12 protein-coding genes are annotated in these 14,158 nt (G+C 64.4%); 4 read left to right on the top strand and 8 right to left on the bottom strand.

What is annotated here, in order from left to right; genetic code table 11:
• Window positions 1-66: 66 nt before the first annotated feature.
• The gene (locus D906_RS24930; RefSeq protein ID WP_016715380.1) at window positions 67-1,587 is read right to left on the bottom strand and encodes an aldehyde dehydrogenase family protein; all 1,521 of its coding nucleotides are present in this window, start codon (window positions 1,585-1,587) and stop codon (window positions 67-69) included.
• 256 nt (window positions 1,588-1,843) lie between these two features.
• Here D906_RS24930 and D906_RS24925 point away from each other — a divergent pair, with 256 nt between their 5' ends.
• From D906_RS24925 to D906_RS24910, 4 genes are all read left to right on the top strand, one after another.
• Entirely contained in the window at window positions 1,844-3,817 is a 1,974-nt protein-coding gene (locus tag D906_RS24925) for a sigma-54-dependent Fis family transcriptional regulator (RefSeq protein ID WP_019097904.1), read from the top strand.
• A 66-nt stretch (window positions 3,818-3,883) separates the two neighbouring features.
• The gene (gene mpl, locus D906_RS24920) at window positions 3,884-5,233 is read left to right on the top strand and encodes a UDP-N-acetylmuramate:L-alanyl-gamma-D-glutamyl-meso-diaminopimelate ligase (protein WP_019097905.1); all 1,350 of its coding nucleotides are present in this window, start codon (window positions 3,884-3,886) and stop codon (window positions 5,231-5,233) included.
• A complete protein-coding gene (ubiX, locus tag D906_RS24915; RefSeq protein WP_027615792.1) occupies window positions 5,230-5,859 on the top strand; it encodes a flavin prenyltransferase UbiX in 630 nt (209 codons plus the stop codon). Before mpl ends, ubiX begins: the two co-directional genes overlap by 4 nt.
• Window positions 5,856-6,143 carry a YceK/YidQ family lipoprotein gene (locus tag D906_RS24910; RefSeq protein ID WP_019097906.1) on the top strand — a complete coding sequence of 96 codons (288 nt, stop codon included), beginning with the start codon at window positions 5,856-5,858 and terminating at the stop codon, window positions 6,141-6,143. Before ubiX ends, D906_RS24910 begins: the two co-directional genes overlap by 4 nt.
• A gap of 46 nt (window positions 6,144-6,189) precedes the next feature.
• On the opposite strand, the gene D906_RS24905 is transcribed toward D906_RS24910, so the two are convergent.
• From D906_RS24905 to D906_RS24875, 7 genes are all read right to left on the bottom strand, one after another.
• A complete protein-coding gene (locus D906_RS24905; RefSeq protein WP_016715385.1) occupies window positions 6,190-6,834 on the bottom strand; it encodes an oxidoreductase in 645 nt (214 codons plus the stop codon).
• 27 nt (window positions 6,835-6,861) lie between these two features.
• On the bottom strand, window positions 6,862-8,595 hold the full coding sequence (locus D906_RS24900) for a C13 family peptidase (RefSeq protein WP_027615793.1): 1,734 nt from the start codon (window positions 8,593-8,595) through the stop codon (window positions 6,862-6,864).
• Window positions 8,596-8,824: 229 nt separating this feature from the next.
• Window positions 8,825-9,889, bottom strand: a complete 1,065-nt coding sequence (locus D906_RS24895; RefSeq protein ID WP_232238366.1) for a 2,3-butanediol dehydrogenase — start codon at window positions 9,887-9,889, stop codon at window positions 8,825-8,827.
• Window positions 9,890-9,942: 53 nt separating this feature from the next.
• Window positions 9,943-11,049 carry an acetoin dehydrogenase dihydrolipoyllysine-residue acetyltransferase subunit gene (locus tag D906_RS24890; RefSeq protein ID WP_027615795.1) on the bottom strand — a complete coding sequence of 369 codons (1,107 nt, stop codon included), beginning with the start codon at window positions 11,047-11,049 and terminating at the stop codon, window positions 9,943-9,945.
• Window positions 11,046-12,068 (bottom strand): alpha-ketoacid dehydrogenase subunit beta, encoded by a 1,023-nt coding sequence (locus D906_RS24885; RefSeq protein ID WP_013970705.1) that lies wholly within the window; start codon window positions 12,066-12,068, stop codon window positions 11,046-11,048. Before D906_RS24885 ends, D906_RS24890 begins: the two co-directional genes overlap by 4 nt.
• A gap of 33 nt (window positions 12,069-12,101) precedes the next feature.
• Window positions 12,102-13,079 carry a thiamine pyrophosphate-dependent dehydrogenase E1 component subunit alpha gene (locus tag D906_RS24880; protein ID WP_019097910.1) on the bottom strand — a complete coding sequence of 326 codons (978 nt, stop codon included), beginning with the start codon at window positions 13,077-13,079 and terminating at the stop codon, window positions 12,102-12,104.
• Window positions 13,080-13,101: 22 nt separating this feature from the next.
• Window positions 13,102-14,157, bottom strand: a complete 1,056-nt coding sequence (locus tag D906_RS24875; RefSeq protein ID WP_027615796.1) for an ATP-NAD kinase family protein — start codon at window positions 14,155-14,157, stop codon at window positions 13,102-13,104.
• Between the last annotated feature and the right edge of the window lies 1 nt (window position 14,158).

Genomic DNA, 14,158 nt, shown 5'->3' with positions numbered 1-14,158 from the left:
GGTGATGGGTACTGCAGGAAGCGAGCCAGAGCGGTTCGTGAACGCGAACCGCTCTGGCTGACGGGCTTAGAAGAAGCCCAGCGGGTTAATGTCGTAGCTCACCAGCAAGTTCTTGGTTTGCTGATAGTGGTCCAGCATCATCTTGTGGGTCTCACGGCCAACACCGGACTTCTTGTAGCCGCCGAACGCCGCATGCGCCGGGTACAGGTGGTAGCAGTTGGTCCATACGCGGCCAGCCTTGATCCCGCGGCCCATGCGGTAGGCACGGTTGATATCGCGGGTCCACACGCCGGCACCCAGGCCGAACTCGGTGTCGTTGGCAATCGCCAGGGCTTCGGCTTCGTCCTTGAAGGTGGTGACGCTGACCACCGGACCGAAGATTTCCTCCTGGAACACGCGCATCTTGTTGTTGCCCTTGAGCAGGGTCGGCTGGATGTAGTAACCGGTGGCCAGCGAGCCTTCCAGTTTTTCCACCTTGCCGCCGGTCAGCAGCTCGGCACCTTCGTCCTGGGCGATCTGCAGGTACGAGAGGATCTTCTCGAACTGCTGTTGCGAAGCCTGGGCGCCGACCATGGTGTCGGTGTCCAGCGGGTCGCCGCGTTTGATCTGCAGCACCTTCTTCATCACCACTTCCATGAACTGCGGGTAGATCGACTCCTGTACCAGTGCCCGGGATGGGCAGGTGCACACTTCGCCCTGGTTGAAGAACGCCAGCACCATGCCTTCGGCCGCCTTCTCGATGAAGCTCGGCTCGGCTTGCATGATGTCTTCGAAGTACACGTTCGGCGACTTGCCGCCCAGTTCCACGGTGGATGGAATGATGTTTTCGGCTGCGCATTTCATGATGTGCGAGCCCACCGGGGTGGAGCCGGTGAAGGCGATCTTGGCGATGCGCTTGCTGGTGGCCAGGGCTTCACCGGCTTCGCGGCCAAAGCCTTGCACCACGTTGAGCACGCCTTTTGGCAGCAGGTCGCCAATCAGTTCGACCAGCACGGTGATGCCCAGCGGGGTCTGCTCGGCAGGTTTGAGCACCACGCAGTTGCCGGCGGCCAGGGCCGGGGCAAGTTTCCAGGCGGCCATCAGGATCGGGAAGTTCCACGGGATGATCTGCCCGACCACGCCCAGCGGTTCGTGAATGTGGTAGGCCACGGTGCCTTCGTTGATTTCTGCAGCACCGCCCTCTTGGGCGCGGATGCAGCCGGCGAAGTAGCGGAAGTGGTCGACCGCCAGCGGGATGTCGGCGTTGAGGGTTTCGCGGACTGGCTTGCCGTTGTCCCAGGTTTCGGTAATCGCCAGCAGTTCGAGGTTTTGCTCGATGCGGTCGGCGATCTTCAACAGCACGTTTGAGCGGTCCTGCACTGACGTGCGGCCCCAGGCGTCGGCAGCGGCGTGGGCGGCGTCGAGCGCTTTATCGATGTCTTCGGCAGTGGAACGGGGGAATTCGGCGATCAGTTTGCCATTCACCGGGGACGTGTTTTCAAAGTACTGCCCCTTGACCGGAGCTACGAACTCGCCACCGATGTAGTTGCCGTAGCGGCTCTTGAAGGAAACCTTCGCGCCCTCGGTACCGGGATGTGCGTAACGCATGGTGTGTCTCCTGGCTGTTATGTTTGTTGAGGAGTTGGAAAGCGTAGAGCAAAGGTTGGGCCAGCGTTTCGCACGCCAGTCAAATCAATGACTTGGGTCAGCTACCAAGGCCTGCTGATAAGCCCTTGTACCAGCGCCGATACGCGCGGGGGTGACACTTTGTGCCATTTACGACACGTCCCAGACGGGTGCATTGCAAAGGCTTCCCGGGTGGAGGATGCTGGCAGGACTCTCTATCTGCGGAGAACTACAACAAATGCAGAGCAATCCTTTCATTCGCCATGCCCAGCAAGTGCATACCGTTGCCCATGGTGGGGCCGGGGAGGGGGGCAGTGACCCGTCCATCGCCCGTTCCTGGCTGCGCTGCCTGGAGGACTACCACCTCGACCCTTCGGTAATCGAGGCGCCCGTGGTGCTCGAGCATGGGCGTTTGCTGGAAAGCCGCGAGCGCCTGCGCCAGGTGCTGCAAATTGCCGATCATGAAATGAACAGCCTGCACCAGCAGCTTTCCGGCGCCGGCCATGCGGTACTGCTGACCGACGCCCGCGGGGTGATCCTCAACTGCGTCAGCGCGGCCACCGAGCGGCGCAGCTTCGAGCGTGCCGGGCTGTGGTTGGGCGCCGACTGGAGCGAGGCGCGCGAGGGCACCAACGGCATCGGCACCTGCCTGGTCGAGCGCCAGGCATTGACCATTCACCAGAACGAGCACTTTCGCGGCCGCCACACTGGCCTGACCTGCTCGGCCAGCCCGGTGTTCGACCCGCATGGCGAGTTGCTGGCGGTGCTGGATGTGTCATCCGCGCGGCCTGACGTTTCGCGCCAGAGCCAGTTCCACACCATGGCGCTGGTGAACCTGTCGGCGAAGATGATTGAAAGCTGCTATTTCCTGCGCCACTTCGAGCAGCAGTGGCTGTTGCGTTTTCACCTGCAGGCCGAGTCGGTCGGCCTGTTCAGCGAAGGCCTGCTGGCGTTCGACGGCGATGGGCGGATTTGTGCTGCCAACCAGAGCGCGTTGAACCTGCTGGGCAGCGTGCGCGGTGGCGTGCTGGGCAAACCCGTGGAGCGTTTTTTTGCCTGTAGCCACGACGAACTGTTCAGCCGCGCCACCCCCGCTGGCAGCACGGTCTGGCCGCTGCATACGCTGGACGGTCGCCAAGTGTTTGCCAGCCTGCGCGGCAAGGCCCGTGCGCCCGTGTGGTCGGTGCCTGTTGCGCAACCCTTGCCCATGCACCCGATGGAACCGGCCATCTGCCTGCTCGACCCGGCTCTGCAGAACGAATTCCGCCGCAGCGTACGGGTGTTCGAGCGTGACGTGCCGCTGTTGCTACGTGGTGAAACCGGTTGTGGCAAAGAAGCGTTTGCCCAGGCCGTGCACCAGGCCAGCGGGCGACGCGGCAAGCCGTTCATCGCCATCAACTGTGCCTCGATCCCGGAAAGCCTGATCGAGAGCGAGTTGTTCGGTTACCGAGGCGGCAGTTTTACCGGAGCACGCAAAGAAGGCATGCGCGGCAAGCTGCTGCAGGCCGATGGCGGCACCTTGCTGCTGGACGAGATCGGCGACATGCCGCTGGCCTTGCAAACCCGCCTGCTGCGGGTACTGGAAGAGCGCCAGGTGGTGCCCATCGGTGGCGAGCCGCAAGCGGTGGATGTCCGTATTGTCAGCGCCACCCACCGCGACTTGCTGGAGCGGGTGGAGCAGGGCAGTTTCCGCGAGGACCTGTATTACCGCCTGAATGGCCTGGAGGTGGCGTTGCCGGCGGTGCGTGAGCGCAGTGACAAAACACAGCTGCTGGACTTTTTGCTGCATCAGGAGGCGCAGGGGCAACGTGTCGAACTGGAGCCCAGGGCGCGTCAGGCGCTGCTGGACTTTGCCTGGCCGGGTAATGTGCGGCAGATGCGCAACGTGCTGCGTACCTTGGTGGCGCTTTGCGAGAACGCCCGAATCGAGTTCTCGGATCTCCCCGCTATTGTTCGCGAGGGCTTCGCCCTCGATCGCCGGCAAGCCAGCTCCCACAGGTACTGCACCAAGCCTGAGGCGCGTGCAAACCCTGTGGGATCTGGCTTGCCGGCGATAGGGCCAGTTGTGTTGGAGGATGCCGAGCGCCAAGCGCTGATGGCGACCCTGGAGGCAAAACACTGGCACTTGACCCGTGTCGCCGAGCATCTGGGCATCAGCCGTAATACCTTGTATCGAAAACTGCGCAAACACGGCATTGCGAGGGCCGACTGAGCGAAACAGCGGGTGCGATTTGTCGCGCCCTGGGCTACCCTGCCTCGATGTTTTGCGAGGTCGACCATGCATATTCACATTCTCGGTATTTGCGGCACTTTCATGGGCTCGCTGGCGGTGCTGGCCAAGGAACTTGGCCATCGCGTCACCGGCTCGGACGCCAACGTCTATCCCCCGATGAGCACTCAGCTCGAAGCCCAGGGCATCGAACTGACCCAAGGCTATGACCCGGCCCAGCTGGACCCGGCACCCGACCTGGTGGTCATCGGCAACGCCATGTCACGCGGCAACCCGGCAGTGGAATACGTGCTGAACAAGGGCCTGCCCTATGTTTCCGGCCCGCAGTGGCTGGCCGACCATGTGCTGCAAGGCCGCTGGGTGCTGGCCGTTGCCGGTACCCACGGCAAGACCACCACCAGCAGCATGCTGGCCTGGGTGCTGGAGCACGCCGGCATGAGCCCGGGCTTCCTGATTGGCGGTGTGCCGCAGAATTTCTCGGTATCGGCCCGCCTGGGCGACACGCCGTTCTTCGTCGTCGAAGCCGACGAGTACGACAGCGCCTTCTTCGACAAGCGCTCGAAGTTCGTGCATTACCACCCGCGTACCGCGATCCTCAACAACCTTGAGTTCGACCACGCGGACATCTTCCCGGACCTGGCCTCGATCGAGCGGCAGTTCCACCACCTGGTACGCACCATCCCGAGCGAAGGCCTGGTGATTCACCCTACCACCGAGCAAGCGCTGGAGCGGGTGATCGGCATGGGCTGCTGGACCCCGGTGCAGACCACAGGCGTGGGTGGCCAGTGGCAGGCGCGCCTGCTCAGCCCCGACGGCTCGCGTTTCGAAGTCTTGTTCGAAGGCGAAGCGCAAGGCGTGGTGGACTGGGCACTGACGGGCCAGCACAACGTTGCCAACGCGCTGGCCACCCTGGCCGCCGCCCGCCATGTCGGCGTGGCCCCGGCCATGGGCATCGAAGGCCTCAGCGCGTTCAAGAGCGTAAAACGGCGCATGGAAAAGGTGGCCGAAGTGCAGGGCGTGACCATCTACGATGATTTCGCCCACCACCCGACTGCCATCGCCACTACCCTCGATGGCCTGCGCAAGCGTGTTGGCGAGGCCCCGGTGATTGCCGTGATCGAACCACGCTCCAACTCGATGAAGCTGGGCGCCCACCGTGACGGTTTGCCAGAGAGCGTCAACGACGCCGACCAGGTCATCTGGTACGCCCCGGCCAACCTCGGCTGGGACCTGGCGGCCACCGCCGCGCAGTGCAAGGTCCCGAGTGTGGTAGCCGACAGCCTTGACGCGATCATCGAGCGGGTCAAGGGCCAGGCCCGCCCGGGCACTCATGTGGTGATCATGAGCAACGGCGGCTTTGGCGGCCTGCACGGCAAACTGGCCGAGGCGCTGAAGTGAGCGGGCCGGAACGCATCACCCTGGCCATGACGGGCGCCTCGGGCGCCCAGTATGGCCTGCGCCTGCTCGATTGCCTGGTGCGCGAAGACCGCGAAGTGCACTTCCTGATCTCCAAGGCCGCGCAACTGGTAATGGCCACCGAGACCGACGTGCTGTTGCCGGCCAAGCCCCAGGCGATGCAGGCCTTCCTTACCGAATACACCGGCGCCGCCGACGGGCAGATCCGCGTGTATGGCAAGGAAGACTGGATGTCGCCGGTGGCCTCCGGCTCCGGTGCCCCGGCGGCGATGGTGGTAGTGCCTTGTTCCACCGGCACCTTGTCGGCCATTGCCACCGGTGCCTGCAACAACCTGATCGAACGCGCTGCCGACGTTACCCTCAAGGAGCGTCGGCAACTGATCCTGGTGCCACGCGAAGCGCCGTTTTCCACCATCCACCTGGAAAACATGCTCAAGCTGTCGCAGATGGGCGCGATGATCCTACCGGCGGCACCGGGCTTCTACCATCAGCCGCAGACCATCGACGACCTGGTCGACTTTGTCGTGGCGCGTATTCTCAACCTGCTGAACATTCCCCAGGACATGTTGCCGCGCTGGGGTGAACACCACTTTGGGGTGGATGATTGAAGCGAGCGTTGGTGGGGGGGCTGGCGCTGCTGATGCTGGGGGGCTGCGCCACGGTACGCACGCTGGATGCCGCCAAGCCCGGGGCGCCGGTGGTGTATGCCGGCACCCGGCTGGATTTGTACGTGATCAATGGTGGGTGCTGCCCGCGAGACCACTACGGGGCTGATGCACCAGCCTATCCTGGTCTGGACCTGCCGGGGAGCATGTTGCTCGATACCCTGTTGTTGCCGTTGTCGTTGCTGACAGCAGCCGGTGTAGGCTTCCAGGCCACCGGTGGCCTGTAACGGCCCTTTCGCGGGCTACCCGCGAAGAGGCCGTCATAGGTAACGCCTATTTCTTGCCCAACCTGCGCAACTCATCCGACTCCACAACCCGTATCCCGTCCTCTTCCTCCAGCGCCAGGCGCCACAGCGCTCGTGCCAGGGTGCAAGCCTCGATCCCCCGGTATTTACCCGGTATCAGCTTGGAAAACGGCGAAACCAACTGCTCACTGAGGCGTGGCTGAATGCGTTCGCCCAGCAGCAACGACGGCCGCACGATGGTCAACTGCGGCCAGTCCTGAGCCTTCAGCGCCTCTTCCATCTCACCTTTGACCCGGTTGTAGAAAATCGACGATTTCGGGTCGGCCCCCAGCGCGCTGACCACTAACAGATGCCGCGCGCCCATTTCCCGGGCACGTTTGCTGAACGCCACCACCATGTCCAGGTCCACCGCACGAAACGCCGATTCGGAGCCGGCCTGCTTCAGCGTGGTGCCCAGGCAGCAATAGGCGATATCGACCCGCCCGGCCAACTGAGGAAGGAATACCGCTGGGTCGCCCACCGGGTTTTCCAGGTGCGGATGCTCGGCCAGCGGCCGGCGAGTGGGCGCCAGTACGCGGGTGATGGTGGGCTCGTTGAGCAGGCGGTCGAGCAGGTGTTCACCCGTCAGACCTGTGGCACCGGCAAGCAGGACATGCTGAGGCGTCAAATACATGATGTCTCTCCCTTGTTACACACAATTCTAGTGGTTGCCGGGCGTTTCCGCTCGTCGCTCCGCGCTGGCTTGTGTGGCGTTACGCAACGCTTCTTCGGCCTGTTGCCGGCGCAGCTGCTGCCAGTGCTCAAGCACGGCGGGCGGCGCCCACAGCTGCGGCTCGGAGGCCTCGAAGCCTTCCCTTTGTTCTCTTTCGGCAACGCTGGTACGTGCCAGTTCAAATGCCTGTTTGAGGTCGTCGGTCTGGTTCAGCGCTTCGGCGAACAGGGCATCGCCAAAGTAGGTGAAGTCGGCTTCTTCCGAGCAACCGAAAGACACGCGGTCGGCCCGGGCCGCCGTCATGATCAGCGTGCGCTCATCCTTGAGCGGGGCGATGTAGCCCCCTGAATAGCAGGCCGAGATGACGATTACCTTGTCTCGATTCTTGAGCGGCGCCAGGGCAGTGGCCAGTTCGTCGGCGGAAAGGTCAGCCAATTGCAGGCGCGGCTGGTCGAGCACCAGTTGATGGTCCTGGCTGCCATGGCTGGTAAGGTAGATGAACACCAGGTCTTCAGGGCCGCTGCGCTCGGCCAGGGTGCGGGCGGCACGGGTAAGGTTTTCGCGAGTGGCCATGGGGCGGGTGGCCATGTGGTCGCGGTGGTTGACCAAGGTCACCTGGCCACGGGCACCAAAGCGCACCTTGAGCATGTTGCTGACGTAGTCGGCTTCGCGCAGGAACACGCTCTGCTGGCCATCCCCGGCCACCACCAGGCTGTACAGCTGGATCGATGGGGCTGAGCCCGGGACACGGGCCAGCGCCTCGTCCAGCAGGCGGCCCTGATTGAGCAGGGCCAGGTCCAGCGGATCGGGTAGCAACTGGCCGTTCTGGTCGCGTACCCGCACGCCATTGACCCAGACGCCGCTTTCGACCTTGCCGCTGGCCAGGATCAATCGCCCATGCCCGTGGTAGGCATCGTTCAGGAAGCCGCCGATGTACTTGCTGCCATCGGCCAGCTGCAGGCTGCCCTGGCCCGACAGGCGCCAGTCGGCGAACTCGCCTTTGTAATGGCTGCCATCGCTGCCCAGCAGTTCGCCTTCGCCGATCAATGAGCCATCCTTGAATTCGCCAATCCACACATCGCCATCGGCGTTTTCGTAACGGCCGCGACCTTCCAGGCGGTTGTCCTTGAACTCGCCGATGTACTGCTCACCGTCAACGCTGTCGTAGGTGCCGCTGCCTTGCAGCTCGCCGTTGACGAAGCGGCCACTGAACTGGTTACCGCTGGCATCGCTGCGTACGCCGGCGCCGTTGGGTTTGCCCTTGGCGAACAGGCCCTGGTAGCGGCTGCCGTCGGCCAGTTCCAGTTCGCCCGCGCCGTCGTAGAGGTCGTCCTTGAACTGGCCACGGTAGGTCTGGTCGGCTTGCTTGAGCGTGCCTTCGCCATCGCGGCGGCCATGCTTGAAGGTGCCGGCATAGTGGCTGCCCGGCGTGGTCAGGTCGCCCAGTCCCTGGAACAGCCCCCCGGCGAACTGGCCACGGTACACCTCGCCGTTCTGGCCGTGCCATTCTCCCTGGCCGTGCCACTGGCCGTCCTTGAAGCCGCCGGCGTACCAGCTGCCGTTGGGGTAGTCGATACGGCCCTCGCCCTGCAGCAGGCCATCGACCACCTGCCCCCGGTAACGCCCGCCGTCAGGCAAGCGTGCGTCCGGCGGAAGCAGCGATTCGCCATCGCCACAGGCGGCGAGCAGCAAGACCAAGGTGATGGGGAGCAGTGGACGCATGGCGAAGACCGGACAATAGGTCTGCCGAGTATGACGCAGAATGGGATCCTGAGACAGCGAGGGCAGATGCTGGCGCATCACCTGGTGTAGGAGCGGCCTTTTGTCGCGAAAGGGCCGCAACGCGGCCCCGGCAATATTACCTGTGATGCACAGATCCTGGGGGCGCTGCGCACCCCTTTCGCGACACAAGGCCGCTCCTACAGGATCTGCGCAGCCTTTGAGGGTTTAATCAGCGCACACCCGGGGAAACGATGATCTTCACATTCTCCTCTTTGTTGTTCACCAGTTCCTCGAAGCCCAGTTCGACAATCTGCTCCAACCCGATCCGGCCGGTCACCAGCGGGCGAATATCCAGCCTGCCGTCAGCGATGAAGGCAATCACATCGGCAAACTCGCCGTTGTACGCCAACGCTCCCAGTACCTGCTTCTCGGTGGATACCAATTCGAAGAAGTTGAACTCGCTAGGCTCTTCAAAAATACCTACCAGCACGCACTTACCCGCCTTGCGGATGGTGTCGATGGCCAGCTTGGCCGTGTGCTTGTTGCCGATGCACTCAAAGCTCACATCGGCCCCCAACCCAAAGGTCAGTGCGCGGATTTGCGCCAGCGCGTCGCACTGGCTGGGGTCCAGCACCACGGTGGCGCCTACCTCTTTGGCCTTGGCCTTGCGCGCCGAGGACATTTCCAGCGCAATCACTTGCGCCGCGCCCGCAGCCTTGGCGCACATGATGGTGCACAGACCGATGGTGCCGGCACCCACCACCACAACGGTTTGCCCAAGCAGGCTGCCGGCCTTTTTCACCGCGTGCATACCCACCGCCAGCGGTTCGATCAGTGCCCCGGCCTCTGGCGGGAAACCTTGCGGCAAGCGGTACAGCAGGTTGGCGGGTACGTTGACCAACTCGGCAAAGGCGCCATTGTTCATCAGGCCGGTGAACGCCAGGCGCTCGCAGATGTTGTACAGGCCGTGGGTGCAGTAATAGCAAGTACCACAATGCTGGCAGGCGTCCGCCGCCACCGGGTCACCTACCGCAAAGCCCTCCACGCCTTCGCCAAGCTTGGCGATCTGGCCGCAGAATTCGTGGCCGAGGATGCACTGGCCCTGGATGCCGGTCAGCGGGTGTGGTGTCTCCACCGGGATGAACACCGGGCCGGCGACGTATTCGTGCAGGTCGGAGCCGCAGATGCCGCACCAGTCCACCTTGATCTGCACCCAGCCGGGTGCCGGGTCGGCTGGCAGGGGGACCTGTTCGACGCGAATATCATTACGGCCATGCCAGACGGCGGCGCGCATGTGGGTGTGGCTCAGGTCATTCATTGTTGTTCTCCAGGCTCACGGGAAAGGGCTTAGTGCTTGCGCAGGAATGCGAGCACTTGCTGGTTGACCTGTTCGGCCGCCTCCATCTGCACCATATGCCCAGCCTCTGGCAGCACCAGCACTTCGGCCTCCAGGCCCTCTGCGTGGCTGGCCGGGATAATCGCGTCCTTGCCACCCCACACCACCAGTGCCGGATGCTGCCCCAGCACGCTGCGCAGGTCGTGGCGCTGCCTGTCACCGTCGGCAATGGCTAATGCCAGCTGGCGCAAGGCCTCATCGACACCTTCCAGGCGCTTGAACTTGAGCATGTCTTCCAGCATCTGCCGGGTGACCAGTGCCGGGTCGGCGAACAGCTGCACCATCTGCGGTTTGAGGGCGTTGCGGTTCGCGGCGGCAACAAAGCCTTGCAGGTACTGCCCATTGATTACCTCACCCAGACCGGCACTGGCGATCAGGCTCAGGCTGGCCACCCGCTGCGGCGCCAGGCGCGCCACGTTCAGGCTGACCGCGCCCCCCATGGAGTGTCCGGCCAGGTGGGCCTTGGCGATGTCCAGGTGGTCGAGCAGGGCCAGCACGGTTTCGCTCAGTTCATCCAGGTCGCCCCGTTGCAGGGCCTTGGCCGACTCGCCGTGCCCCGGCAGGTCGAGGGCGATCACCCGGCGCTCGGCCGCCAGCGCCGGGTGGTTGAACAGCCAGTTGTTGAGGTCGCCGCCAAAGCCGTGTACCAGTACCAGCGGCGTACCGCCTTCGCCCAGTTCGAACCAGCGCAACAGGCGGCCGCCCACTTCAGCCTTCTGCGGGGCCGGCCCTTGTGCCTGGTCGGCGCCCCCTTCGGCGACGAACTCGGCCTGGAAGCGCTGTACCACTGCATCGATCTCGGATTCCTCGGCTTCGCCTTCCACCACCACCGCCAGCAGCGCGCCAACCGGCAGGGTTTCATCCGGTTTGGCCACCTGGCGGCGCAATACACCACTGAACGGGGCTTCGACGCTGCTGCTGATCTTGTCGGTCTCGACGTCCAGCACCTCGTCGCCTTTGTTGATTTCGTCGCCTTCCTGCTTGAGCCAGGCGTCCACCCGGCCCTCGGTCATCGAAAGGCCCCACTTGGGCATGGTCAGGGTATGGATCTGGCTCATGCGGCACTCCTTGCAGCTTCGATCACCTTGCGCACGGCAGCCTCGATCTTCGCCGCGTCAGGGATGTACAGGTCTTCCAGGGCGTCGGAGAACGGCACCGGAGTGTGCGGTGCGGTGACCATTTCGATCGGGCCCTTGAGCGCGCCGAAGGCCTTCTGCGCCACCAGCGCGCTGATGTCGGTGGCCATGGAGCAACGCGGGTTGGCTTCGTCGATCACCACCAGGCGGCCGGTTTTTTCCACGCTTTCGAGAATGCTGTCTTCGTCCAGCGGGCTGGTGGTGCGCAGGTCCAGCACTTCGCAGTCGATGCCCTGGCGGGCCAGGTTGTTGGCAGCCTCCAGCGCCACATGCACCATGCGCCCGTAAGTGACCAGGGTCACATCGTCACCATCGCGCAGGAAGTTGGCCTCGCCGAACGGTACGGTGTACACCTCTTCCGGCACCTCGCCCTGCATGCTGTACAGCAGCTTGTGCTCGCAGAAGATCACCGGGTCGTTGTCGCGGATCGCCTGGATCAACAGGCCTTTGGCATCGTAAGGCGAGGACGGGCACACCACTTTCAGGCCGGGGATGTGCGTCCACAGCGAGGTGAGCATCTGCGAGTGCTGGGCCGCCGCACGCAGGCCGGCGCCATACATGGTGCGCATCACCAGCGGCGTGACTGCCTTGCCGCCAAACATGTAGCGGAACTTGGCGGCCTGGTTGAGGATCTGGTCCAGACAGCAGCCGGCGAAGTCGACGAACATCAGCTCGCACACCGGGCGCAGGCCCTGGGTGGCGGCCCCGACGGCGGCCCCGACGTAGCCGATTTCCGACAGCGGCGCGTCCAGCACGCGGCCGGGAAACTGGTGGTACAGGCCTTTGGTCACGCCCAGCACGCCACCCCAGGCGTCATCCTCGCCGGGGGCGCCGGCACCGCCGGCCACGTCTTCGCCAATGATGAACACGGTGTTGTCGCGGCGCATTTCCTGGGCCAGGGCTTCGTTGATGGCCTGCTGGTAGCTGATCTTTCTTGCCATGGTGGTTCTCCTGTTGTTCTTGTAATCCGCAGCTCAGGGGTAGGCGACGTAGACGTCGGTGAGCAGGTCGGCGGGCTGTGGCTTGGGATCGGACTTGGCGCGGCGCACGGCGTCCTCGATCAGGTCTTCGATGCGGGCGTCGATGGCGTCCAGTTGCTCGGCAGTGAGCAGGCCGGCACGGGTGGTCTTGTTGCGGAACTGCATCAGGCAATCGCGGGATTCGCGCAGGTTCTTCACTTCATCCGGGGCGCGGTAGGTTTGTGCATCGCCTTCGAAGTGGCCGTAGTAGCGGCTGAGCTTGACCTCGATCAGCGACGGGCCTTGCCCGGAGCGAGCGCGCTCGATGGCTGCGCCGGCGGCCTCGTACACCGCAAAGAAGTCGAAGCCGTCGATGGTGACACCCGGCATGCCGAACCCGGCGGCGCGGTCGGCAATATGGTCGCAGGCAACGGACCAATTGGAGGCGGTGGCTTCGGCGTAGCCGTTGTTCTCGGCCACGAAGATGCAGGGCAGGTTCATGATTGACGCCATGTTCATGGCCTCGAACACCGCACCTTCGTTGGAGGCGCCATCGCCGAAGAAGGCCACTGACACATCGTCCTTGCCTTTGATCTTGGCCGCCAGCGCTGCCCCGGCTACCAGCGGGGCGCCAGCGCCGACGATGCCGTTGGCGCCGAGCATGCCTTTCTCCAGGTCGGCAATGTGCATCGAGCCGCCCTTGCCGCCACATACGCCGGTCTTCTTGCCGTAGATCTCGGCCATCATGCCGTACACGTCCACGCCCTTGGCGATGCAGTGGCCATGACCCCGGTGGGTTGACGCGATGCAGTCGCTGTCGCGCAAGTGGGCCATGACCCCGGCGGCCGAGGCCTCTTCGCCAGCGTACAGGTGGACGAAACCGGGGATCTCGCCCGTGGCGAATTCCACATGCAGGCGTTCTTCGAACGCACGGATGGTGCGCATCACTTCATAGGCATGCAGCAGTTGTTCGGTACTCAGTTGATTGGACATCTTGTTGTTCTCCAGGGTTGTCTCAACGCGGGGATGCAGGGTGCAGCCGGTGGCCGCGCGGGACGGCCAGCAGGTGGTGGCGGGCGGCGTGCGCCAGTACGGCCTCGACATCCACGCTTAGCGGGCCTTGGTGGTCGAGGGTGATGGTGGGCGTGTCGTGCTCGGCGAATTCGATTTCGCGTTCGCCGTCCAGGGCCAGGGTGCCGCTGGTCAGGCTCAGGCGATGGGCAACGCCAGGTGTCAGCGGGCCGCTGGCGGTGATGCCGCAGGCTTGCAGCAGGCCGGGCGCCAGCGGCGCGAGCAATGCTTGTTCGGCGCCGGGGTTCAGGCGTACCCAGGCACCGTGCAGCTCTTGGCGTGACACTGGGCACCAGAGGCCGCAGAGGGCCGACAGGCCGATGGCATGGGGTTCGGCAAAGCAGGCGAAGACTTCGCACAGGTCCTCGCTGCGGCTGAGCGCACGGGCGCCGATGAAGCGCTGTGGCGACACGGCCACTTCGACCAAGGCCCATTCGGCCAGCTGTTGCTCGGGCACTCTTACCAGCAGGCGCTTGTTACGGCGCAGGCCGATGCTGGCGGGCACCAGGCCGCTGGCGAACAGGCCACCGGCAAGGCCAGCGCTGGTGGCTTCGCGCAGTTCGGGGAACGCATTGTTGGTGCCGGTGGACAACGTCAGCAGCGGTACGTCACCGGCCTCGGCAGCGACTGCCTTGTGGGTGCCATCGCCACCGAGCACGGCGATCATCGCCACGCCGCGCTCGACCATGCACCGGGTGGCCAGGCGGGTGTCGGCAACGGTCTGGGTCAGCGGCAGGTCGAGTATTTCGAGGGCCGGCCAGTGCTGGTCACGGGCGCCCGGGCCCTGGCTGGCCTTGAGCACGGCCGCGGCGATGCCGGTCATGTCGCTGGGCAACAGCACCTGGCCGATGCCGGTGGCACCGAAGGACGCCAGCAGGCGCTGGATGGCCGAGGCCTTGTCGGTGCTGGAATAGAGCCCGGCGTTGGCGGTCAGGCGGCGCAGGTCGCGGCCAGAGGCAGGGTTGGCAATGATCCCGACAATCGGGGCGGGTTGCGGCATG

Source organism: Pseudomonas sp. LAIL14HWK12:I1 (assembly GCF_003202095.1).
GTDB classification, from domain to species: Bacteria; Pseudomonadota; Gammaproteobacteria; order Pseudomonadales; family Pseudomonadaceae; genus Aquipseudomonas; species Aquipseudomonas monteilii.
This window is presented reverse-complemented; position numbering and strand designations above follow the sequence as displayed.

Coding starts and splice junctions, on each gene's coding strand:
- D906_RS24930 (WP_016715380.1), bottom strand. CDS start 1,587: ATGCGTTACGCACATCCCGGTACCGAGGGCGCGAAGGTTTCCTTCAAG.
- D906_RS24925 (WP_019097904.1), top strand. CDS start 1,844: ATGCAGAGCAATCCTTTCATTCGCCATGCCCAGCAAGTGCATACCGTT.
- mpl (WP_019097905.1), top strand. CDS start 3,884: ATGCATATTCACATTCTCGGTATTTGCGGCACTTTCATGGGCTCGCTG.
- D906_RS24905 (WP_016715385.1), bottom strand. CDS start 6,834: ATGTATTTGACGCCTCAGCATGTCCTGCTTGCCGGTGCCACAGGTCTG.
- D906_RS24900 (WP_027615793.1), bottom strand. CDS start 8,595: ATGCGTCCACTGCTCCCCATCACCTTGGTCTTGCTGCTCGCCGCCTGT.
- D906_RS24895 (WP_232238366.1), bottom strand. CDS start 9,889: ATGCGCGCCGCCGTCTGGCATGGCCGTAATGATATTCGCGTCGAACAG.
- D906_RS24890 (WP_027615795.1), bottom strand. CDS start 11,049: ATGAGCCAGATCCATACCCTGACCATGCCCAAGTGGGGCCTTTCGATG.
- D906_RS24885 (WP_013970705.1), bottom strand. CDS start 12,068: ATGGCAAGAAAGATCAGCTACCAGCAGGCCATCAACGAAGCCCTGGCC.
- D906_RS24880 (WP_019097910.1), bottom strand. CDS start 13,079: ATGTCCAATCAACTGAGTACCGAACAACTGCTGCATGCCTATGAAGTG.
- D906_RS24875 (WP_027615796.1), bottom strand. CDS start 14,157: ATGCCGCAACCCGCCCCGATTGTCGGGATCATTGCCAACCCTGCCTCT.